23 protein-coding genes are annotated in these 20,343 nt (G+C 63.8%); 10 read left to right on the top strand and 13 right to left on the bottom strand.

Features of this window, described 5'->3' with window-relative positions:
- Positions 1-168 precede the first annotated feature (168 nt).
- Positions 169-729, top strand: coding sequence for a glycine cleavage system transcriptional repressor (locus tag GEV39_RS06530; protein WP_009682012.1), 561 nt, complete (start codon positions 169-171; stop codon positions 727-729).
- Between the two features lie 10 nt (positions 730-739).
- Positions 740-1,213 carry a peroxiredoxin gene (locus GEV39_RS06525; protein ID WP_173887919.1) on the top strand — a complete coding sequence of 158 codons (474 nt, stop codon included), beginning with the start codon at positions 740-742 and terminating at the stop codon, positions 1,211-1,213.
- 794 nt (positions 1,214-2,007) lie between these two features.
- Here GEV39_RS06525 and GEV39_RS06520 read toward each other — a convergent pair.
- Entirely contained in the window at positions 2,008-3,078 is a 1,071-nt protein-coding gene (locus GEV39_RS06520; protein ID WP_029887111.1) for an AI-2E family transporter, read from the bottom strand.
- A 20-nt stretch (positions 3,079-3,098) separates the two neighbouring features.
- A complete protein-coding gene (locus tag GEV39_RS06515) occupies positions 3,099-3,338 on the bottom strand; it encodes a sulfurtransferase TusA family protein (protein ID WP_009682015.1) in 240 nt (79 codons plus the stop codon).
- A 123-nt stretch (positions 3,339-3,461) separates the two neighbouring features.
- On the opposite strand from GEV39_RS06515, the gene GEV39_RS06510 reads away from it, so the two are divergent.
- A complete protein-coding gene (locus tag GEV39_RS06510) occupies positions 3,462-4,898 on the top strand; it encodes a M48 family metalloprotease (protein ID WP_154211255.1) in 1,437 nt (478 codons plus the stop codon).
- Positions 4,899-4,952: 54 nt separating this feature from the next.
- On the opposite strand, the gene GEV39_RS06505 is transcribed toward GEV39_RS06510, so the two are convergent.
- Positions 4,953-5,684, bottom strand: coding sequence for an amidotransferase (locus GEV39_RS06505; protein ID WP_009682018.1), 732 nt, complete (start codon positions 5,682-5,684; stop codon positions 4,953-4,955).
- Positions 5,685-5,902: 218 nt separating this feature from the next.
- On the opposite strand from GEV39_RS06505, the gene GEV39_RS06500 reads away from it, so the two are divergent.
- On the top strand, positions 5,903-6,145 hold the full coding sequence (locus tag GEV39_RS06500; protein WP_173887061.1) for a hypothetical protein: 243 nt from the start codon (positions 5,903-5,905) through the stop codon (positions 6,143-6,145).
- Positions 6,146-6,211: 66 nt separating this feature from the next.
- Positions 6,212-7,012 (top strand): cytochrome c, encoded by an 801-nt coding sequence (locus tag GEV39_RS06495; RefSeq protein WP_173887918.1) that lies wholly within the window; start codon positions 6,212-6,214, stop codon positions 7,010-7,012.
- Between the two features lie 68 nt (positions 7,013-7,080).
- On the opposite strand, the gene GEV39_RS06490 is transcribed toward GEV39_RS06495, so the two are convergent.
- The 4 genes from GEV39_RS06490 to GEV39_RS06475 form a co-directional block, all read right to left on the bottom strand.
- Positions 7,081-7,410, bottom strand: coding sequence for a ribonuclease E inhibitor RraB (locus tag GEV39_RS06490; RefSeq protein WP_173887917.1), 330 nt, complete (start codon positions 7,408-7,410; stop codon positions 7,081-7,083).
- A gap of 177 nt (positions 7,411-7,587) precedes the next feature.
- Positions 7,588-7,824 carry a hypothetical protein gene (locus GEV39_RS06485; RefSeq protein WP_110677950.1) on the bottom strand — a complete coding sequence of 79 codons (237 nt, stop codon included), beginning with the start codon at positions 7,822-7,824 and terminating at the stop codon, positions 7,588-7,590.
- Positions 7,825-8,027: 203 nt separating this feature from the next.
- Entirely contained in the window at positions 8,028-10,085 is a 2,058-nt protein-coding gene (locus GEV39_RS06480) for an LTA synthase family protein (RefSeq protein ID WP_173887916.1), read from the bottom strand.
- Between the two features lie 239 nt (positions 10,086-10,324).
- The gene (locus GEV39_RS06475; protein ID WP_009683250.1) at positions 10,325-10,516 is read right to left on the bottom strand and encodes a PLDc N-terminal domain-containing protein; all 192 of its coding nucleotides are present in this window, start codon (positions 10,514-10,516) and stop codon (positions 10,325-10,327) included.
- Positions 10,517-10,642: 126 nt separating this feature from the next.
- Here GEV39_RS06475 and GEV39_RS06470 point away from each other — a divergent pair, with 126 nt between their 5' ends.
- Positions 10,643-11,581, top strand: a complete 939-nt coding sequence (locus tag GEV39_RS06470) for a ZIP family metal transporter (RefSeq protein WP_054890483.1) — start codon at positions 10,643-10,645, stop codon at positions 11,579-11,581.
- 223 nt (positions 11,582-11,804) lie between these two features.
- On the opposite strand, the gene GEV39_RS06465 is transcribed toward GEV39_RS06470, so the two are convergent.
- Together GEV39_RS06465 and GEV39_RS06460 are read right to left on the bottom strand one after the other, a co-directional pair.
- Positions 11,805-12,335: a hypothetical protein gene (locus GEV39_RS06465; RefSeq protein WP_173887915.1), complete on the bottom strand. Its 531-nt coding sequence runs from the start codon at positions 12,333-12,335 to the stop codon at positions 11,805-11,807.
- 59 nt (positions 12,336-12,394) lie between these two features.
- Positions 12,395-12,919, bottom strand: coding sequence for an ankyrin repeat domain-containing protein (locus GEV39_RS06460; protein WP_154211251.1), 525 nt, complete (start codon positions 12,917-12,919; stop codon positions 12,395-12,397).
- 266 nt (positions 12,920-13,185) lie between these two features.
- Between GEV39_RS06460 and GEV39_RS06455 the strand changes: the two genes are divergently transcribed.
- Positions 13,186-13,458 carry a DUF3509 domain-containing protein gene (locus tag GEV39_RS06455; RefSeq protein ID WP_154211250.1) on the top strand — a complete coding sequence of 91 codons (273 nt, stop codon included), beginning with the start codon at positions 13,186-13,188 and terminating at the stop codon, positions 13,456-13,458.
- 108 nt (positions 13,459-13,566) lie between these two features.
- On the opposite strand, the gene GEV39_RS06450 is transcribed toward GEV39_RS06455, so the two are convergent.
- The 3 genes from GEV39_RS06450 to aroC all read right to left on the bottom strand — a co-directional run bounded on the left by GEV39_RS06450 (position 13,567) and on the right by aroC (position 16,480).
- Positions 13,567-14,103: an oxidase gene (locus GEV39_RS06450; protein ID WP_173887914.1), complete on the bottom strand. Its 537-nt coding sequence runs from the start codon at positions 14,101-14,103 to the stop codon at positions 13,567-13,569.
- A complete protein-coding gene (locus GEV39_RS06445) occupies positions 14,103-15,257 on the bottom strand; it encodes an MFS transporter (protein WP_173887913.1) in 1,155 nt (384 codons plus the stop codon). The genes GEV39_RS06450 and GEV39_RS06445 overlap by 1 nt, the downstream gene beginning before the upstream one ends.
- Before the next feature lie 131 nt (positions 15,258-15,388).
- Complete coding sequence (aroC, locus tag GEV39_RS06440) at positions 15,389-16,480, bottom strand: chorismate synthase (RefSeq protein WP_173887912.1); 1,092 nt, start codon at positions 16,478-16,480, stop codon at positions 15,389-15,391.
- Between the two features lie 202 nt (positions 16,481-16,682).
- On the opposite strand from aroC, the gene GEV39_RS06435 reads away from it, so the two are divergent.
- Together GEV39_RS06435 and GEV39_RS06430 are read left to right on the top strand one after the other, a co-directional pair.
- The gene (locus GEV39_RS06435) at positions 16,683-17,645 is read left to right on the top strand and encodes an alpha/beta hydrolase (protein ID WP_154211246.1); all 963 of its coding nucleotides are present in this window, start codon (positions 16,683-16,685) and stop codon (positions 17,643-17,645) included.
- Positions 17,646-17,709: 64 nt separating this feature from the next.
- Positions 17,710-18,492, top strand: coding sequence for a hypothetical protein (locus tag GEV39_RS06430; protein ID WP_173887911.1), 783 nt, complete (start codon positions 17,710-17,712; stop codon positions 18,490-18,492).
- A 107-nt stretch (positions 18,493-18,599) separates the two neighbouring features.
- Here GEV39_RS06430 and prmB read toward each other — a convergent pair whose 3' ends face one another.
- Positions 18,600-19,508 carry a 50S ribosomal protein L3 N(5)-glutamine methyltransferase gene (gene prmB, locus GEV39_RS06425; protein WP_009683238.1) on the bottom strand — a complete coding sequence of 303 codons (909 nt, stop codon included), beginning with the start codon at positions 19,506-19,508 and terminating at the stop codon, positions 18,600-18,602.
- A 179-nt stretch (positions 19,509-19,687) separates the two neighbouring features.
- On the opposite strand from prmB, the gene GEV39_RS06420 reads away from it, so the two are divergent.
- Positions 19,688-20,278 (top strand): cysteine hydrolase family protein, encoded by a 591-nt coding sequence (locus GEV39_RS06420; RefSeq protein WP_009683237.1) that lies wholly within the window; start codon positions 19,688-19,690, stop codon positions 20,276-20,278.
- Positions 20,279-20,343 lie beyond the last annotated feature (65 nt).

Raw genomic sequence — 20,343 nt, 5'->3', positions numbered from 1 at the left:
GCGCCTTATTTCGCTACCCTTGATGCTTTGATCGGTGCAGCGCGGCCCGCCGGGCCGTCGACCTTGCTCCCGGCCAGCGTCCAAGACCTCGCATGCGAGCCCCGGGCCCTGCCGACTGGAGGCTTTCTCCCGTCCTGTACCGACCGCTCATCGCTTTAGGAATGCTGCATGTCCACCCCCACCGTCCGCGAACAATTCCTCGTCATCAGTGCCTTGGGGCCCAACCCCATGGAACTGGCCAACGTCCTCAGCCGCGCTGCCTTCGAAAACCGCTGCGCGGTGGTTACCTCGCGCCTGAGCCGCCACGGCGAAACCAGCGCCCTGGTGCTACAGGTAGGCGGCAGCTGGGACGCCCTCGCCCGCCTTGAAGCCATGCTGCCAAGCCTGGGCAAGAAGCACGGCCTGACCCTGGACGTGGTGCGCAGCGCCGACCAGGAGGTACGCCCGCAGGCCCTACCTTATGTGGCCTACGTCAGCGCCGCCTACCGCCCGGACATCATCAACGAGCTGTGCCAGTTCTTCCTCGACCACCGCGTCGAGCTGGAAGCCATGACGTGCGATACCTACCTGGCGCCGCAGACCGGCAGCAGCATGCTCAATGCCCAGTTCACCGTCATTTTGCCGGCCGGCACGCAAATCAGCTGGCTGCGTGACCAGTTCCTGGACTTTGCCGACGCCCTGAACCTCGATGCGCTGATCGAGCCATGGCGCCCACAGAACCCAATGTAAGGAAGCGATCATGGCTGTAGCACTCGACCAACCTGTAGCGCACTTCCAGGCCCAGGCCACCGGCGGGCAAACCGTGAGCCTGGCCGACCTCAAGGGCCGGCAGGTGGTGCTGTACTTCTACCCGAAGGACAGCACCCCGGGCTGCACCACCGAAGGCCAGGGCTTCCGCGACCAGCATGAAGCCTTTGCCGCGGCCAACACCTTGGTGTTCGGCGTGTCGCGTGACGGCCTGAAGTCGCACGAGAACTTCAAGGCCAAGCAAGGCTTCCCGTTCGAGCTGATCAGCGACAAGGACGAAGCCCTGTGCCAGCTGTTCGACGTGATCAAGCTGAAGAAGCTGTATGGCAAGGAGTACATGGGCGTCGATCGCAGCACCTTCCTGGTCGACAAGGACGGTGTGCTGCGCCAGGAATGGCGTGGGGTGAAGGTGCCCGGGCATGTGGATGCCGTGTTGGCAGCGGCTCAGGCACTGAACAAGGCTTGAGATCGCTGGGGGCGCTTTGCGCCCCTTTCGCGACACGAGGCCGCTCCTACGCCGGGCGGGGGTGGCCGACAGTCCTGCGGGGCCGGGCCGGCATCATCGATCGATGTAGGAGCGGGTTCACCCGCGAATACGGTGGTACCGGCAATGCACAATGCCTGGCAGAAACTGGCCCGCAGGCCCGGCCCTTTCGCGGGTAAACCCGCTCCTACAACGGGCGAAGGTGGCCCGTAGCCCTGCGGAGCCGAGCCGGCATCATCGATCGGTGTAGGAGCGGGTTCACCCGCGAATACGGTGGTACCGGCAGCGCAAAATGCTGGCAGAAACTGGCCAGCAGACCTGGCCCTTTCGCGGGTAAACCCGCTCCTACAACGGGCGGGGGTGGCCGGTAGCCCTGCGGGGCCGGGCCGGCATCATCGATCGGTGTAGGAGCGGGTTCACCCGCGAATACGGTGGTACCGGCAGCGCAAAATGCTGGCAGAAACTGGCCAGCAGACCTGGCCCTTTCGCGGGTAAACCCGCTCCTACAACGGGCGGGGGTGGCCGGTAGTTCTGCGGGCCCGGGCGGCATCCTCGATCGATGTCGGGGCGGGTTCACCCGCGAATACGGTGGCGCCGGCAACGCACAATGCCTGGCAGAAATCGGTCCGCAGGCCCGGCCCTTTCGCGGGTAAACCCGCTCCTATAACGGGCTTGGGTGGCCGGCAGGCCTGCGGGGCCGGGCCGGCATCATCGGAAATCGCGGATCCCTGTAGGAGCGGCCTTGTGTCGCGATGGGCTGCAAAGCAGCCCCAAAATTACAGCATCGGTGACACAATAGGCTCCTGCCGCGGCCAGGCATCCAGCACAGCCTTGATCAGGGTCGCCAGCGGGATGGCAAAGAAGATCCCCCAGAACCCCCACAGCCCGCCAAACAACAACACCGCGCAAATGATCGCCACCGGGTGCAGGCTCACGGCCTCGGAAAACAGCAGCGGCACCAGCACGTTGCCGTCCAGCGCCTGGATGATCGCGTACACCGTCATCAGGTAGATGAACTGATCGCCCCAGCCCCACTGGAACAGTGCAATCAGCGTGACCGGCACCGTTACCACTACCGCGCCCACATAGGGCACCACCACCGACAGCCCCACCAGCAACGCCAATAGCGCGGCATAGTTGAGCCCAAGGCTGATGAACGCGATGTAGGTGGCAATGCCACAAATCAGAATCTCGATGCCCTTGCCACGGATGTAGTTGGCGATCTGCCGGTTCATCTCGCTACCCACCCGGTTCAGCAGGGTGCGCTGGCGTGGCAGGTAGCCACTGACCCAGCGGCCGATGAGTTCGCGGTCCTTGAGGAAGAAGAACACCAGGATCGGCACCAGCACCAGGTAGATCATGGCATTGACCAGCAACGGCAGGCTGGACAGCGAGAAGGTCAGCGCCCATTGGCCAAACTTGCCGATTTCACCGCGCACCGATTCGATGGCATGCAGCACCTGCTCGTCCGACACCAGGTGCGGATAACGCTCGGGCAACAACAGCAACAACGACTGCCACTTGCCCAGCATGCCCGGTAGCTCATTGAACAGGGTGATCAGCTGGTGCCACAACAGCGGCACCAACACCAGCATGAACAGCGCCAGCGCCCCCATGAACAGGGCAAATACCAACATCACCGCCAACCGCGTGGGCACCCGCAAGCGCTCCAGGGCATTGACCAGACCCTGCATGAGGAACGCCAGCACCATACCCGCCAGCACCGGCGCGAGCATGCCACCCAGGGTAAGCACGGCCGTGAACGCCAGGAACAGCAAGACCGCCAGCACCACCGCTTCTTCATCGGAGAAGTAGCGCTGCACCCAGTCGCGAAGCACTTTGAACATTGACGATCCTTGGTAAAGACTCAGGCCTTGCGCAGCCAGTAGGTGTAGGTGCCGGCCTCGGCCGTTTCCTGCAGCAGGGTATGACCGGCCAACGTGGCGAAAGTGCGGAAGTCGCGCTGCGAGCCGGTGTCGGTGGCGATCACCTTGAGCACCGCGCCGCTGGCCAGGCGGTTGAGCTCCATCTTGGCCTTGAGCAGCGGCAAAGGGCAATTCAGCCCGCTGGCGTCGAGTACGGCGTCGCAGGTCAGGGTGTCACTCATTGCAGGGTCTCCAAAGGCATTACCAGACTGCTTGTTGGCAGGGCTGTCTAGGATAGCGCCACTGGTCGCCAACGTGTGAGCCCGCTACAGTACCTATCTTTGACACCGACGCGAGCTTCGTGCATGAAACTACTGCGCCCTACCCTGCTGACGCTGGCCTGCCTGTTGGCCCTCCCCGGCCATGCTGACGACCTGCCATCACTGGGTGACGCCAGCTCCGCGATCGTTTCGCCGCAGCAGGAACACCAACTTGGCCGCGCCTGGCTGAGCCTGTTGCGCGGCCAGGTCAACCAGCTCAACGACCCACAACTCAAGGACTATGTCGAAACCAGCGTGTACAAGCTGGCCGAGACCAGCCAGCTGCAAGACCGGCGCCTGGAGTTCATCCTCATCGACAGCCGTGAGCTCAACGCCTTCGCTGCGCCCGGGGGCATTGTGGGGGTCAACGGCGGGCTGTTCCTCAACGCACAGACGGAAGGCGAATATGCCTCGGTGCTGGCGCACGAACTGGCGCACTTGTCGCAACGCCACTTCGCCCGCGGCGTCGAGGCCCAGCAACGCATGCAACTGCCGATGATGGCAGCGCTGCTGGCCGGGATCGTGCTGGCGGCGGGGGGTGCTGGCGACGCCGGCATCGGCATGATCGCCGGCACCCAGGCGGCGGCCATTCAGGAACAGCGCCGGTTCTCGCGGCAAAATGAGCAGGAAGCGGACCGTATCGGCATCCTGAACCTGGAAAAGGCCGGCTACGACCCACGCAACATGCCAACCATGTTCGAGCGCCTGGCCCGCCAGTATCGCTATGACGCCAAGCCACCGGAATTTCTGCTGACGCACCCGGTGACCGAGTCGCGGATCGCCGACACCCGCAACCGCGCCGACCAGGCGCCACCGGGCGGCATCGAAGACAGCGCACGCTACCAGCTGATTCGCGCCCGGGTGGCGCTTATCTATGAAGGCACCCCGGGGCTGGCGGCCAAACGCTTCCGTGCCCAGCTCGACGAAGACCCCAAACTCGATGCTGCGCGCTATGGCCTGGCCCTGGCCCAGATCAAGGGCGGCCAGCTGAACGAAGCGCGGGAAATGCTCAAGCCGCTACTGGCCAAGGCGCCTAACGACATCACCTACAACCTGGCGCAGATTGACCTGGACATCACCAACAACCGCCTGGCCGATGCCCAGCAGCGCGCCGAGCGCATGCAGCAGCTATACCCGGGCAACTACCCGCTGAAACAGGTGCGCGCCGATTTGCTGGTGAAGCTGAACAAGCCTGCTCAAGCCGAGAAAGTGCTGGACGAGCTGGTGAAAAGCCGGCCGGATGATCCGGACGTGTGGTACGACATGGCCGAGGTGCGCGGCTTGTCGGGCAATACCATCGGCTTGCACCGGGCGCGGGCGGAGTACTTCACCTTGGTGGGGGACTTTGACCAGGCGATCCAGCAGCTGGATTACGCCAAGCGCCGGGCCGGCGGGAATTTCCCGCTGGCTTCGCAGATTGACCAGCGCCAGCGCGAGATCATGGAGCAGCAGCGCATGGTCCGGGACATGATGGGGCGCTGAGCCCCGGGGCGGCCGTGGGCCACGATTGGGCTGCTGCGCAGCAGCCCCCGGCCATTACGCCGCGTCGTGTTTGGTTACCGGCTGCTGGATGAACCGCAACATCCACTCGCCCACCAAGTCGCCCTGGTGCTCGCTGGCCAGGCTGGCCACCGCCTTCTGGTACACCTCGTCGCCCAGGTATTCCTGGCGCGCATCGAGCAGCGCGCGGGAGTAGTCGTGGACAAACTCCGGGTGGCCCTGGAAGCACAGCACCTGGTCGCGGATGTGGTACGCCGCATTCGGGCAGAAATCGCTGGAGGCAATGACCGTGGCGCCTTCCGGCAGTTCGGTCACCTGGTCTTGGTGGCTGATCAGCAAGGTCAGCTCCGACACCTCAGGGTCCATCCACGGGGCGTGCGCCGCCAGCGAGTAGCGGTGAATGCCCACGCCCCAGCCCTTGTCGGCACGCTCGGCCTTGCCACCCAGGGTCAACGCCAGCAGCTGGTGGCCAAAACACACACCCAGCAATTTCTCGCCACGCGCGTAAAGCTTCAACAGGTAGGCCTTCAGCGTCTGGATCCAGGCATCGGTACCAAACGAGTCTGCCTTGCTGCCCGTGACCAGGTAGGCATCGAACACTTCGCTGTCGGCGGGGTAATCGCCATTCATCACGTTGTACACACGAAACTCTGCGGCAATCGGCTGCCGCGAGAACAGCTGCTCGAACATCCTGCCGTAGCCCTGGTATTGCGCCGTCAATTCCGGCCGCAGAACATCGGTCTCAAGGATGCAGATGCGTAACGACATAGGATTAGTCCTGAACGACATGGATGGGAATCTGCTGTAGAGCCTGACGCGAAAGGCACGTACAAGCAAGTAGGCGGCACTGACGAACGGTCACATTTTGTCGGCGCCCCATGGATGGCTGCGCCACCGTCTAGCGAGAGCATGCTAGCGAGATGGCACATGGCCTCATAGCCATGAGGCCTCAAAGTCGCGACTACTAGAACAAAGAGTTCTCGAACATGGATAACGCACGCCCTACTGTTGGTTGTATATCCACTCATAAAAGGCAAGCAGTTAAAGCGCCACACTACGCTACTGCGATCGACCCGAAGCGCGACAAGGAAGCCAACGGGTACTCAGGAATAACAACAAGAAGGCGGTCCGCCATGTTCAGACATTCGAAAATTCGCCAAGCCGGGCTTATTTTATTCGCCACTACATTGCTGCTGATCGTGCCGAACCTGACACGGTTGTTCGGCTGACTGCAGCAGTGGCGTCGACATGCAGTGCGCAGGTAACCTGCTGGCCTCTTCGGTCGGAGTGTACCCATGCGCGATTGCCTTGCCCTGCTTGCGCTGCTGCTGAGCCTGCCACTGTCGGCGGCACAACTGCACCTTGAACTCGGCGCTACCCAGCGCCAGTGGAGCAGCGACGAACTGCTCAGCCACCCGCAAGCGCAGACCATCCGCATCGAGCAGGACGTAGCCTACAACCGCCCCATGCAGTACCGGGCAGTGCCGTTGGCTGCACTGTTGCCTGGCGTTACCGCCAGCGACCACCTGCAGGCGGTAGCGCTGGACGGTTTCGCCGCAGAAATGCCCGCTGCGCCGCTGTTGCAGAAAGGCCCGGCGCAGGCCTGGCTAGCCGTGGAAGACCCCAACCAACCTTGGCCACCGCTGGGTGCAGGCAAACCTGGCGCAGGGCCGTTCTACCTAGTGTGGACAGCAGCGCAGGCCGGCGGGATTCGCCCGGAGCAATGGCCATTCCAGATCGCCACCTTGCGCCAGCTCGCCCCGGTAGCGCAGCGGTACCCGGCATTGCTGCCCGACCCGACGCTACCCGCCGACAGCCCGGTGCGCCAAGGCTTTGCCCTGTTCCAGCAAAATTGCATGGCCTGCCACCGCCTGAACGGTGCGGGGGATGCGCAGGTTGGGCCGGACTTGAATGTGCCGCACAACCCCACCGAGTACTTTCAGCCGGGTTATTTGCGCACGTTGATCCGCAACCCGCAAAGCCTGCGGCAGTGGCCACAGGCGAAAATGCCGGGCTTTGCCGAAAGCGTGCTGAGCGACAAGGAGCTGGATGCGCTGCTGGGGTACCTGCAGCATATGGCCACGCGCAAGCCTTAGTGGCCGCGTGGGGTGAACCCGCACCTGCCTGGCGCGGGTGTGCCTGAGATGATGGCCACGCAGGGCTGCTAGGCCGTGAGCCGCTCGTGCTTGACCCCCCAGCCCTCCACCTCGCCGCCATAGGGCGTCACCAACTGCTCGAAGGTCTCTTCAAAGTCGCCAATCCCACAATAGGTGGCATACATGACCTTGCTCAGTTCCAGGTGCCAGCCACCGTCGCCCTCCTTCACCTGGGCATTGAGCGATTCGCCGCGAAACTGCCTGGCAGCGCGGCGCGCCCCGGCTTCGTCGGGGAATACGGCATAGAACTCGATGGGGTGGATCTGGGTGAAGTCGAAACCGCCTGCTTTCATCTGGCGCAGGACGTTGCTGCTGATATCGTCGTTCTGGCTGCTCATGAAACGTCCTCCTGAATAATGCAATGGATAGACTTTCCGTGCTACTGCGCACCTGCCGGCAGCGGCCGGGCAGTACGAGCTGATGCAAGACGCGAATGTATGCGGTGCCAGCCCGCATAATAGGCGAGCACCTGCTGACAGCGTAGCGCCTGCCAAGGCACCACGCAATCGTGTGGATCAGGGGTGTTCGTGAATGCTTGTGATCATTACGCCGCTGTGCTCGCGCAGCCAGCGTGCAGTGGGGGAAATGCTGCGGTCCTGGAAGTCGTTGAGGTCCAGCTCGGCCATTACCGGAAACAGGTGAGAACGAATGGCCCTCGCCGCCTCTTCCTCGCTAGGACGATGCTCGGCTTTCAACACCAGAGTGGACGGTTCGCCCTTCTGGTCGGCAAAAATGACTTCCCACTCTTTCATCTAACGGACCCTCTGAGTCAAGGAGCACAGGGTGTGTGTTACGCCTGAACAACTGACCTTGGGGCAGGGAGAATGTTCAGTAGGATGAAAGCGGCAGGCGCCGAAACGTGGGGCCCCTAATCGCGACCCAGGGCTGCCCACAGGGGTAGCGCCAACTCGAGGCTGGCGCAGCCACTGTGGCAGCGGGTTGACCCCGCCAGCTTTTACTTCGGCGTGCCGTGCACCACACCGGCGGTGTTGTCCAGCAGGCTCTTGGTGGCGGTCTGGATGTACGCTTCAAGCTGCTTGAGCAGTTGCGGCTGGTCGGGGCTTTCGATCAGCTCGGCCTTGAACTCGCTGCCCAATTGGTAGCGGTACATGCGCGGGGTCATGTCCTTGGACTCGATCAGAATGCGGTCGCCCTGTACCAGGCCAACGATCTGTTCGCTGCCCGACGGCTTGATCATGCCCACGCCCTGGTCGCCCTCAGGCAGGTTGAGCAGGTCGCGCCCCCAGCACTGGTGGCGGGCCTGGCCACCCAGGCGGCCCATGATGGTCGGCACGATGTCGACCTGAGTGCCCACGGTGTGGTTGACCGCACCGAACTTCTCCTGAATGCCCGGGGCAATCAGCAACAGCGGCACGTTGAAGCGGCCCAGGTCCAGCTCGGTGACCTGCTGGTGGTTGCCGAAACCGTGGTCGCCAACGATCACGAACAGGGTGTCCTTGAAGTACGGCTCTTTGCGCGCCTTCTCGAAGAACTGGCCCAGCGCCCAGTCCGAATAACGCATGGCGGTCAGGTGCTCGTCCAGGCGGCCCTGGCCGGTCACCTTCTCGACGGGCAGGTCTTTGGGCAGCGCATACGGCGTGTGGTTGGACAGGGTCTGCAGCAACGCATAGATCGGCTTCTTGCCATCGTGCTTGGCCAGCTCCTCGTTGCCGCGGTCGAACATGTCCTGGTCGGACACGCCCCAGGTCGGGTCGGAGAACACCGGGTTGACGAAGTCGTTGCGGCCAATGAAGGTGGTCATGCCCTGGTTGCCGAAGAACCCGGACTGGTTGTCCCAGGCGAAGTCGCCATTGTAGACGTACACGTCGTCGTAGCCACGCGCGCTGAGCAAGGCTGGCAGGCCCGACAGCTTGTGGCCGCCTTCCGGGGTTTGCATCAGGTACTCGAAGCCCGGCAGGTTGGGGAAGCAGGCCATGGTGGCAAACATGCCCTGGTGGGTGTGCGTGCCGTTGGAGAAGAAGCGGTCGAACAGCAGGCCTTCTTTGGCCAGCTTGTCGAAGTACGGGGTGATGTTGTTCGGGCTACCCAGCGCACCGACCGAGTGGCCGGCAAAGCTTTCCATCAGGATCACCACCACGTTCTTGACCGGCAGGGTGCGCTCGGCCGGCGGCAGGAAGTCGCGGCGCACGGCAGCTTCGTCGGCATCGACCAGGGTGTCGTTCGGGGTCAGCAATTGCTTGCGCACGGTTTCGGTGGCCAGGCCCTGCTCCAGTACCGGCTTCCAGATGTTGGCGCGGTCTTCGCCAAAGCGGCTCTTGGCGGCGTCGATCAGGGTCAGGGTGCCGTTCAGGCCCAGCTGGTTGACGAAGTTGGAGTCGGTGGTGAACGCATCGCCCCAGCGCATTGGCGGGCCTTGGCGCAGCGTGCCACGGGCGGCGACCACGGCCACCAGCAAGACCACCATGAACACGGCCAGGCGGTTGTACCACGGCGCCACGCGTTGTGCGCCCTGGCCCCGGGTGATGCGGTCAATGCCCTTGAACAGCAGGCTCAGCAGCCAGGTGCCGAATGCCCAGCCCAACAGGTAACGCACCACCGGGAAGCCGTACCAGAGCATGCTCAGTACGGTTTTCGGGTCTTCCTTGATGTACTGGAAGACCAGGCCGTTGAGGCGCTGGTGGAACTCGCGGTAGAAGTCCATTTCCATCAGGCCAAGGAACATCACCACGCTGGAGGTAAGTGTCAGCCAGAAACGGAACACCCCTCGCCGGGCCATGGCCCACGGGCTGAGCATGGCCAGCAACAGCGGAATGCTGAGGTACACCACCACCCGCAGGTCGAAGCGCAAGCCGTTGACGAAGCCCTCGGCGACGGTCGAGTAAGGGGTATCGCCGACCATATCGCTGTTGTAGACCAACAGCGCCAGGCGCACGAGGCTGAGCATCAACATGATCACCAGGCCGCTGAGCAGCGTGTAGGCCAGGTGGGATTTCAGGGTGGGCGAGAACGGTGCTCGCGCGCCCCGTTGCTTCAAGGCGTCCGTGTTAGCCATGAATGGGAAGGTCCTAGGATTGCGGGTTGCGAAGAGGGCGTTGGCACTGGGCCAACGCAGCATTGTGCGGGTGCGGATTCTGTTTAAACCAATGTGAAAATTTTGTCACGCGGGTGTTGCCGCTTTTGTCTGTTCCGGCCCTATCGCCGGCAAGCCGGCTCCCACAGGCCCCCACAGTGCCTGGGGCTGTGGAGAACCTGTGGGAGCCGGCTTGCCGGCGATAGGGCCAGCACAGGCATTCAGATCCGCACATTCCCCCGCGGCCCGGCGATGGCCCAGATCACCAAACCCACCACGGGCAGCAGTGCGATCAGCAGAATCCACAACACCTTGCTGCCCACCTCGCTGCCGCTCTTGATCACGTTGAGGATGGCCCAGATGTCCAGCGCCAGAATGATCAGCCCAACCAGGCTGTTGAATGTCGACCCCATGCTTTGACTCCCTTTCAAAGGCTGTGCTGCACAGCATAGTCAGCTATCACGGCAATAGAAGGGAATCCTTGGCGGTGGCGGCAGGTCCCTGAGTAAACTGCCAACAGCCATTGAACCGAGGTCCGCATGCCCGTCGCACAGCCGCAAAGCCCTACCCCACCCTCGCTGCGCAATGCCTGGCGCCAACAGGTTGTGAATGCCCCGTGGCTCAGCGCCGGGCTGGCGCTGAGCCTGCTGGCGGTTTGTGCACTGTTGGCGGCCAGCTTCTGGAACGCGGTGAACGGCGACCATGCCGACAACCTGCACCTGGCGCTGCTGGGCGGGTTGTCCGGGTTCGGCGCTACGGCACTGGGGGCAGTGCTGGCGGTGGTGCTGCGCGATGTCAGCGCACGCACCCAGGACGTGATGCTGGGCTTCGCCGCCGGCATGATGCTGGCAGCCAGTTCGTTTTCGCTGATTCTGCCGGGGCTGGACGCCGCCCGCGAAATCACCGGCAGCGGCCCGGCGGCGGCGTTCACCGTGGTGCTGGGCATGGGCCTGGGCGTGCTGCTGATGCTGGGCCTGGACCGCTTCACCCCGCACGAGCATGAAAGCACCGGCCCGTGTGGCCCCGAGGCCGAGCGTATCAACCGGGTGTGGCTGTTCGTGCTGGCTATCACCTTGCACAACCTGCCGGAGGGCATGGCGATTGGCGTGAGCTTTGCCAATGGCGACCTGAACATCGGCCTGCCGCTGACCAGCGCCATTGCCATCCAGGACATCCCCGAAGGCCTGGCCGTGGCGCTGGCTTTGCGCGCTACCGGCCTGTCGAACTTCAAGGCCGCACTGGTGGCGATTGGTTCGGGGCTGATGGAACCGCTGGGGGCGGTGATCGGGCTGGGTATCTCGACCGGCTTCGCCCTCGCCTACCCCATCAGCATGGGCCTGGCGGCCGGGGCGATGATCTTCGTGGTCAGCCACGAAGTGATTCCCGAAACCCACCGCAACGGGCACCAGACGGCGGCGACCCTGGGGTTGATGGGTGGGTTTGCGGTCATGATGTTTCTGGATACCGCGCTGGGCTGAAGTTTTGGGTTGGCTGTACAGGCCCAATCGCTGGCAAGCCAGCTCCCACTGGGATCGCATCAGGGCTGAAAGGTGTTTGCCACACTCGCTGAAGATGCAGTGGCGAGCACCTGGCAGGGTGCATTGCCACAAACCATAGAGTCTCCCACAGGCGCACCACTGGGTTAGAACTGTATGGTGATGCCGTGGAAACTGGCTTACCCGCCACACGGGCCATCAGCCTTCAGACATGCACGGCAACTTTCAGGGCTTCAAGGGCTGGCTCGACCTTGATCCCCAGCTCGGCGCCCAGTTCCAGCACCCGCGCCAGGTCGTGCTGGCCCACCATCACCATCTGCAGCTCGTCGTCCAGCAATTGGCTGAAGTTCAGCAGCACATAACCGCCGGCCTCCTTGTTCAGCGCGCCCATCTGCACCTGAATGCGGTTCAAGGCAGTCAGCGGCTCGGTACGGGCCAGTTGTTTGGGCTTGAGGGTGAATGGCACGCTGTTGTCGAACGAGTCGCTGATCTGCTGGAACAGCGCCTGGTAGCTGTCGGCCTGGAACACCACGGTGTCCGGCAGGCTGCCCAGCACCACCCATTCGCCCAGCGGGATCGGGAAGGTGTCGTCGTAGTTGATATCAGGGTTGGCGGCGAGGAAAGCGGCCGGGTCGGCATAAGCCTGGGCGGCCTCGTCGGCGATGCGCTCGATGTCGGCCTCGCGCATGCAGCCAGCGCCAATGAGGCTGATGAATTCGCGCAACTGAGTTTTCATGAAAGGGGGCCTGCGGCGTGTGAAAGTCGCCAAGGATAGCCGCAAATGCCCCCAGGCCGTTAGCCAGCCTGCACTTGCAGGCGTGCTGCGGTGTCCACCGCGCCCATGGTGCGCGCGGCCATCAGCGCGGTGGCCCCGCGGGCGTCCTGGCGCGCCGGGTCGGCGCCCTCGGCCAGCAGGTAATCAAGGATCTCGCAGCGGTTGAACATGGCCGCCAGCATCAGCGCCGTGCGCCCATCCTGGGCCGCTGCGTCTACCGGCACGCCGTGCTCGAGCAACAGGCGGATCATTGCCAGGTCACCCTTGAAGGCGGCACCGGCGATCGGCAACTGGCCGTTGTCGTTGGCAATCAGCGGGTCGGCGCCGTGGGCCAGCAGCACCCGTACCGCGTCGTGGTGACCGTGGTAGCTGGCCAGCATGAGCAGGGTGTCCCCTTTGTGGTTACGCAGGTTGGCCGGCAGGCCGCTGGCGAGCAAGCGCTCGAGCATCTCGGCATCGCCCTGGCGGGCCCGTTCGAACACCTGCTCGGCAAAGGCCGCGGTTTCGTCATCGGTCATGGTGGCGTGTGCGGCTTGGCTGGACATCGGGAACCTCCTTGCGTAAATGATTGCCCAAGTGTTTGTCAGGCACGCACTTGCGGTCAAAGGTTCAGATTCTATTGGGCCGATAGCTACCGCCCGCCTCGTGCAAATTGCACTGTGCAAAATGCACGACCTTGCAAGCTGCACGGAAGCGCTTCTGCAAAATCATCGCAAGCCACTGAATTTAAACGACTTTTCATGAATTAAGATTCTGGCACGGTCACTGCAACTACCTACTCATGTCTGCCACACAACAGCCAGGAGTTGCTATGGACCTTATTCAGCAAAAATTCGTCTCGGTATTTTCGGCCTACGAAGTGACCACCCAGGCTCGCCCGGACGGCGGCGTGCTGCTGACCCTGCGTGCGGCCGATGGCAAAGTGACCCGACGCGTACTGACTTATGCGCAAATGCACAGCGCCGAGCAGCTGTCGTGGGCTATCAGTGCCATCCGCCGTGACCTGGCTGAACAGGCCAGTGAACTGCCGGTGATCTCGATGCTGCAGAGCCAGCAACGGTTTGCGTTGCCGACCTACCGCTGAGTGTTGTGGTGCCTGAACGGCCCCCTTCGCGGGTAAACCCGCTCCTACACTGAATGTGTGATGCCATGTGTAGGCGCGGGTTTAACCGCGAAGAGGCCAGTGCAGGCATTACAACTCGTCAATGCCCAGAAATGCCCGCGCACTCACATCCCCGGTGAATCTCGCCTGCACACCCTGCTCGCTGCCGTACACACGCAAGGCCAGGCAGAACGGCGCTTCACCCAGCTCCACCCAGCGCCGCGTGCCAGCCGGCACGTGCAATTGATCCCCCTTCTCACACAACACCGAATACACCCACTCGCCCACCCGCAGCCCCACTTGCGCGCGCCCGCTGATCACGGCGAAAACCTCGTCGGCGTCATGCACGTGTTCATCGCGCACATCAACCTGCGCCGGGTCGTGGCCGTCACGGTTGAGCAGCACGAATGCCTTGCTGCCCTGCGCGGTCATCAGCTGGTCCAGGTACGCGCGGCACGCCGCCAACACCTCGTCGTGCGCAGTGCCTGGGCGCACCCGTACGCCAGGTTCGGCATGCTCGAAACGCACGCCGTGTTCAGCCAGGGTTGCGGCGATGTCATCGTGGTGGGTCAACACCTTTTGCGGCAATGCCGGGCTGGCGGTGTGGAAAACGCTGAGAATGCTCATCAGGGGCGGGTCCTGGTCGGTTGCGAACAAAGGCCAATGATAACGGCTGCAGCCAAGGCTGCGGCACTGGCCATACCAAAGGTGAAGCTGGGCCCCAGCAGTTTCCAGCTGTAACCCGAATACAACGCCCCCAACGCGCCGCCAGTACCCGACAGCGCGGCGTAGAAGGCCTGGCCCTGGCCCTGCTGGCGAGCGCCGAAGCTGGCCTGCACGAACGCGATGCTGGCGGCGTGGAAACAGCCGAACGTGGCCGCATGCAGCAGCTGGGCGAAAACCAGCACCGCCGGCTCGGCCGCCAAATTGCCCAACAGCAGCCAGCGCACGGCGGCCAGCAGGAAACTGGCCAGCAACACACGTTGCACGCTGAAACGGGCGAACAGGCGGCTCATGCACATGAACATCAACACCTCGGCCACTACCCCCAGTGCCCACAGCAAACCGATGGCGCCACGGCTGTAGCCCAGGTGTTCCAGGTGCAGGGTAAGGAAGGTGTAGTACGGGCCGTGGCTGAGCTGCATCAGCGCCACGCAGGCATAGAAGGCGATCACACCGGGCGCACGCAGTTGGCGCAGGAAGCCGCCGGCAGCGCTGCGCTCGCCCTGCTCCACCGGCTGGGCATTGGGCACCCACAGGCTGGCGGCGACGATACCGCCCATGATGATGACCAGCGCCAGCGGGTAGATGTCCAGGCTCAGCCACTCGAATACACGGCCCAACCCCACCACGGTGAGGATGAAGCCAATCGAGCCCCACAGGCGCACCTGGCTGTAGCGTGCCGTTTGCCCATGCAAGTGGGCCAGGGTGATGACCTCGAACTGCGGCAGTACCGCGTGCCAGAAGAACGCATGCAGGGCCATTACCAGCGCCAGCCAGGCGTAGCTTTTGCCGAAGAATACCAGGGCGAAGCTGGCCAGCGTGCACAGCGCCCCCAGGCGCACGATCAGCAGACGCTGACCACTGCGGTCGCCCAGCCAGCCCCACAGGTTGGGGGCAATGCAGCGCATCAGCATAGGGATGGCCACCAGCTCGCCAATGCGCGCCGGGCTGAAGCCCAGGTGGTCGAAGTACAGGGCCAGGAACGGCGCGGTGGAGCCGAGCAGGGCGAAATAGAACAGGTAGAAGCTGGACAGGCGCCAGTAAGGGATGGGTTGCATGGTGTGGCCTTGTGGGTGCCTGTAGCGGCCCTATCGCTGGCAAGCCAGCTCCCACAGGTGGCCCACAATGTTTTGGTTTGTGGTGACCCTGTGGGAGGTGGCTTGCCAGCGATGGGGCCGGTGCAGGCAGATCAGCGCTGGCCCAGCACCGGGGTAGTCACCTGCACATCGGCGTTTTGCGCACGGTGGCGCAGCAGGTGGTCCACAAGGGCAATGGCCATCATCGCCTCGGCGATCGGCGTGGCACGAATACCCACGCACGGGTCGTGGCGGCCCTTGGTGATGACCTCGACAGGGTTGCCATCCACGTCGATGGAACGCCCCGGGGTGGTGATGCTGGACGTCGGTTTCAGCGCCAGGTGGGCCACGATGGGCTGCCCCGAGGAAATGCCACCCAGAATGCCGCCGGCATTGTTGCTGAGGAAGCCCTCAGGGGTCAGCTCGTCACGGTGCTCGGTGCCCCGCTGGGCGACGCTGGCGAAACCGGCGCCGATTTCCACGCCCTTGACCGCGTTGATGCTCATCAGCGCGTGGGCCAGTTCGGCGTCGAGGCGGTCGAAAATCGGCTCGCCCAGGCCAGGCATCACACCTTCGGCAACCACGGTGATCTTGGCGCCCACCGAATCCTGGTCACGGCGCAGTTGGTCCATGTACGCCTCCAGCTCCGGCACCTTGTCTGGGTCGGGGCTGAAGAAGGCATTCTGCTCCACCGATTCCCAGGTTTTGAACGGGATTTCGATCGGCCCCAGCTGGCTCATGTAGCCGCGCACGGTGATGCCCTGGCTGGCCAGGAACTTCTTGGCGATGGCACCGGCGGCCACGCGCATGGCGGTTTCGCGCGCCGAGCTGCGGCCGCCGCCGCGGTAGTCGCGCAGGCCGTACTTGTGGTGGTAGGTGTAGTCGGCGTGGGCCGGGCGGAACAGGTCCTTGATGGTGGAGTAGTCCTTGGACTTCTGGTCGGTGTTGCGGATCAACAGGCCGATCGAGCAGCCGGTGGTGCGGCCTTCGAATACGCCGGACAGAATTTCCACCTCGTCGGCTTCCTGGCGCTGGGTGGTGTGCCGGCTGGTACCGGGCTTGCGCCGGTCCAGGTCGTGCTGCAGGTCGGCGAGGGAAATTTCCAGGCCCGGTGGGCACCCGTCGACAATGGCGACCAACGCCGGGCCGTGGCTTTCGCCAGCGGTGGTGACAGTGAACAGCTTGCCGTAGGTATTGCCGGACATGGACGCTCCGCGAGATCTGCCTGAAATGGACGAAAGCGGCAGTATACAGATGGTTGAGTTGCCTGTGCGGGCCTCTTCGCGGGTGAACCCGCTCCTACAGGGCCAGCACAGGCGCGACTACTGTGGCAAACCTGCCATGCACCAGCGCAAGAACCTTCCCGTGAACATCAGGTCAAACCCACATCTCCCCATGTAGTACCGCATGATGTCGCGCCTTGTCGCCTTGTTCCTCTTGCTGTGCACCGGCCTGGCCCAGGCCGCCGCCCCCACCGTGCTGCAACGCCCCATCGACCTCGACACCGGCCAGGGCGTGCTGCACGGCAGTTTGCTGCTGCCGCAACAAGCCACACCGCCGCCGGTGGTGCTGATCATTGCCGGCTCAGGCCCTACCGACCGTGACGGCAACAACCCGGCCTCGGGCAGGGTCGACAACCTCAAGCGCCTGGCCCTGCTGCTGGCCAACGAACACATTGCCAGCGTGCGCTACGACAAGCGTGGCGTGGCTGCCAGCCAGCCTGCCGCACCCGATGAGCGGGACCTGAGCGTGGAGCGCTATGTGGCCGACGTGGTCGCCTGGAGCCACAAGCTCAAGGCCGACCCGCGCTTTGGCCCGCTGATTCTGATCGGCCACAGTGAAGGTGCGCTGATTGCCAGCCTGGCCGCCGAACAGGCCGGGGCCAGCGCCGTGATCACCCTGGCCGGCAGCGGCCGGCCACTGGCCGACGTGTTGCGCGAGCAACTGGCCCAGCGCCTGCCACCGGCGCAGCTGGCCGGTGGCAGCGCCCTGCTCGACCGCCTGCAGGCCGGGCAAACCAGCCTGGACGTGCCGGCACCGCTGCGCCAGGTGTTCCGCCCTAGTGTGCAGCCCTACCTGATTACCCTGTTCCGGCAAAACCCCGCCGCCGCCTTCGCCCGCCTGCCGATGCCGGCGCTGATCGTGCAGGGGCGCAACGATGTGCAGGTGGACGTGGCCGACGCCGAACGGCTCAAGGCAGCCAAGCCGGATGCGCAGTTGGTGTTGATCGACGGCATGAACCACATGCTGCGTATCAGCCCCAAAGACATGAGCCAGCAACGCGACAGCTACCTCAACCCTGAGTTGCCCCTGGCGCGCGAACTGGGTGAGCGAATTGTGACCTTCATCCAGCATTTGCCTTCGGCCTGAGGCAATGGCCTCAGGTCTGCGGCCTGCCTGCCGATACAGCAGGCATAGCCGAGGACCAGCCCCGATGACCATTGCCCCCGCCGCCGCAGAGCCGGCCGAAGAGCCCCAGGACAACCCCGCCCAGCCCTGGGCCGACCTGCCGGCCGAACACTTCCAGCTATTGCGCCTGGCCGCGCTGCCCACCGACCGCAGCACCGGCGCCCGGCCGCTGCGCTTTGTGCAGTTCGGCTATGCCGAGCGCCATGACAAGGCCCACAGCCTGCTGCGCATGGAGATCCAGCTGCCTGGGCAGAAGGTACACAAGGAACAGAACCGCCTGGACATCCGCGTGGACCATGCCGAACGCCGGGTGCGTATCGGCAACGCCCAGGGCCTGCAGTTGGAGCCGGTCAACCGCGGTATCGGCCGCTTCCTGCTGGCCCAGGCCGCGCAGTGGTTGCAGCGCAAATGGTCGCATTACCAGGTCGAGGGCATGACCTTGCCGAACAAGGATGCGCTGAACGAAGACTCACGCCTGCGCCGTGACCACTGCCTGCGTGGGGTGGGCATCGAGGTGGAGTACGAAGACGCCCAGCACTTGAAAGGCCGCACCGTGGAAATGCCTGTGGGGCAGTTGAAAGCAGCCTGGAGCAATGAACGGCTGCAACGGGTGGCTATCCTTGATGCCGCCAGCTTGCTACAGCAGGCAGACCTGCAGTTGCAGGAAAAAGACGCACAGCTGCGCGAGCGTGATGAGCGGGTGGCCAAGTACCAGCGTGAAGATGGCGGGCTGCGCTTTACCATCACGTGCCTGGTGGCGTTTGCGGTGTTTCAGGCGGGGCTGCTGATCTGGATCGCAACCCGTTAAGACCGCGTTGCCTGTTTCGCGGGCTTGCCCGCTCCCACAAGGACCGGTGATATACCTGTGGAAGCGGGCGTGCCCGCGAATGGGCTGCAAAGCAGCCCCGTTCGGAATCAGACGCGGCCCTTGAACAGCTCCTGATGCTGGCGGCACTGCTCAGCGGTCAGCATGAACACCCCATGCCCGCCGCGCTCGAACTCCAGCCAGGCAAAGTCCACCTCGGGGTACAGCGCCTCCACATGCACCTGGCTGTTGCCCACTTCGACGATCAGCAAGCCTTTTTCGGTGAGGTGGTCGGCCGCTTCGGCCAGCATGCGCCGCACCAGGTCCAGGCCATCATTGCCACAGGCCAGGCCCAGCTCCGGCTCGTGGTGGTACTCGGCCGGCATGTCGTCGAAGTCCTCGGCGTCGACATACGGCGGGTTGGACAGGATCAAGTCGAAGCGCTGCCCCGGCAAGCCGGCAAAACCGTCGCCCTGTACGGTGTACACGCGGGCGTCCAGGCCGTGGCGCTCGATGTTCTGGTTGGCCACTTCGAGGGCCTGGAACGACAGGTCGGCCAGCACCACTTCGGCCTCGGGGAACACGTCGGCGGCGACGATGCCGATGCAGCCCGAACCGGTGCACAGGTCCAGAATGCGTGCCGGCTCGTTGGCCAACCACGGCTCGAAGCGCTTTTCGATCAGCTCGCCAATGGGTGAGCGCGGCACCAGCACGCGCTCGTCGACAATGAACGACATGCCGCAGAACCAGGCCTCGCCCAACAGGTAGGCAGTTGGCACGCGCTCTTCGATACGGCGCTTGAGCAGGTGCTGCAGGCGCACCCGCTCGTCGTCTTCGAGCATGCAGTCCAGGTAGCTGTCGGCTACCTCCCATGGCAGGTGCACCGCACCCAGCACCAGCAGACGGGCTTCGTCCCAGGCATTGTCGGCACCATGGCCGAAGAACAGGTCATGCTCATGGAAGCGGCTGACTGCCCAGCGGATGTAATCGCGCAGGGTGCGCAGGCGGGATGTGATCACGGGGTACTCCTAATTCAGAACGGACAAAAGTCTAACAGCCTGGGGCACAGATTTGTTCCATCGGATCGTTGCCGGGCTAGCCACAGGCCAGTAACCATGCCACTTGCGTTGTCAACCATTCCCATTGGCGCCAATGCAGGGGAGAATAGGTGCACAAAAGCCCTACCAAGGAGCCCTTGATGTCCGTTCCAACCACGATGTTCCGCCTCACTGGCCGCGATTACCCGCCGGCCAAGCTGAGCCACGCCAGCCTGATCATCATTGATGCGCAAAAGGAGTACCTCAGTGGTCCCCTGCAGTTGTCGGGCATGGACGAGGCCGTGGCCAACATCGCCAGGTTGCTCGACGCCGCGCGCAAAAGCGGCCGTCCGATCATCCATGTTCGCCACCTGGGCACGGTGGGTGGCCGTTTCGACCCACAGGGGCCCGCTGGCCAGTTCATTCCAGGGCTGGAGCCGCTGGAGGGCGAAATCGTCATCGAAAAGCGCATGCCCAATGCCTTCAAGAACACCAAGCTGCACGAAACGCTGCAGGAGCTGGGGCACCTGGACCTGATCGTGTGCGGTTTCATGAGCCATTCCAGTGTCAGCACCACCGTGCGCCGCGCCAAAGACTATGGTTACCGGTGCACACTGGTAGAAGACGCTTCGGCAACCCGCGACCTGGCGTTCAAGGACGGGGTCATACCGGCCGCGCAGATCCACCAGTGCGAAATGGCCGTGATGGCCGACAACTTCGCTTGCGTGGCCCCTACCGCCAGCCTGATCTGAGGCCCTGGCACGACCGCCCGGCTGCCGGGCGGAACCCAATGGGCGGCGGCAGGTCGAATTCCGGA

The sequence above is a fragment of the Pseudomonas sp. NY5710 genome, assembly GCF_013305665.1.
GTDB classification, from domain to species: Bacteria; Pseudomonadota; Gammaproteobacteria; order Pseudomonadales; family Pseudomonadaceae; genus Aquipseudomonas; species Aquipseudomonas juntendi.
This window is presented reverse-complemented; position numbering and strand designations above follow the sequence as displayed.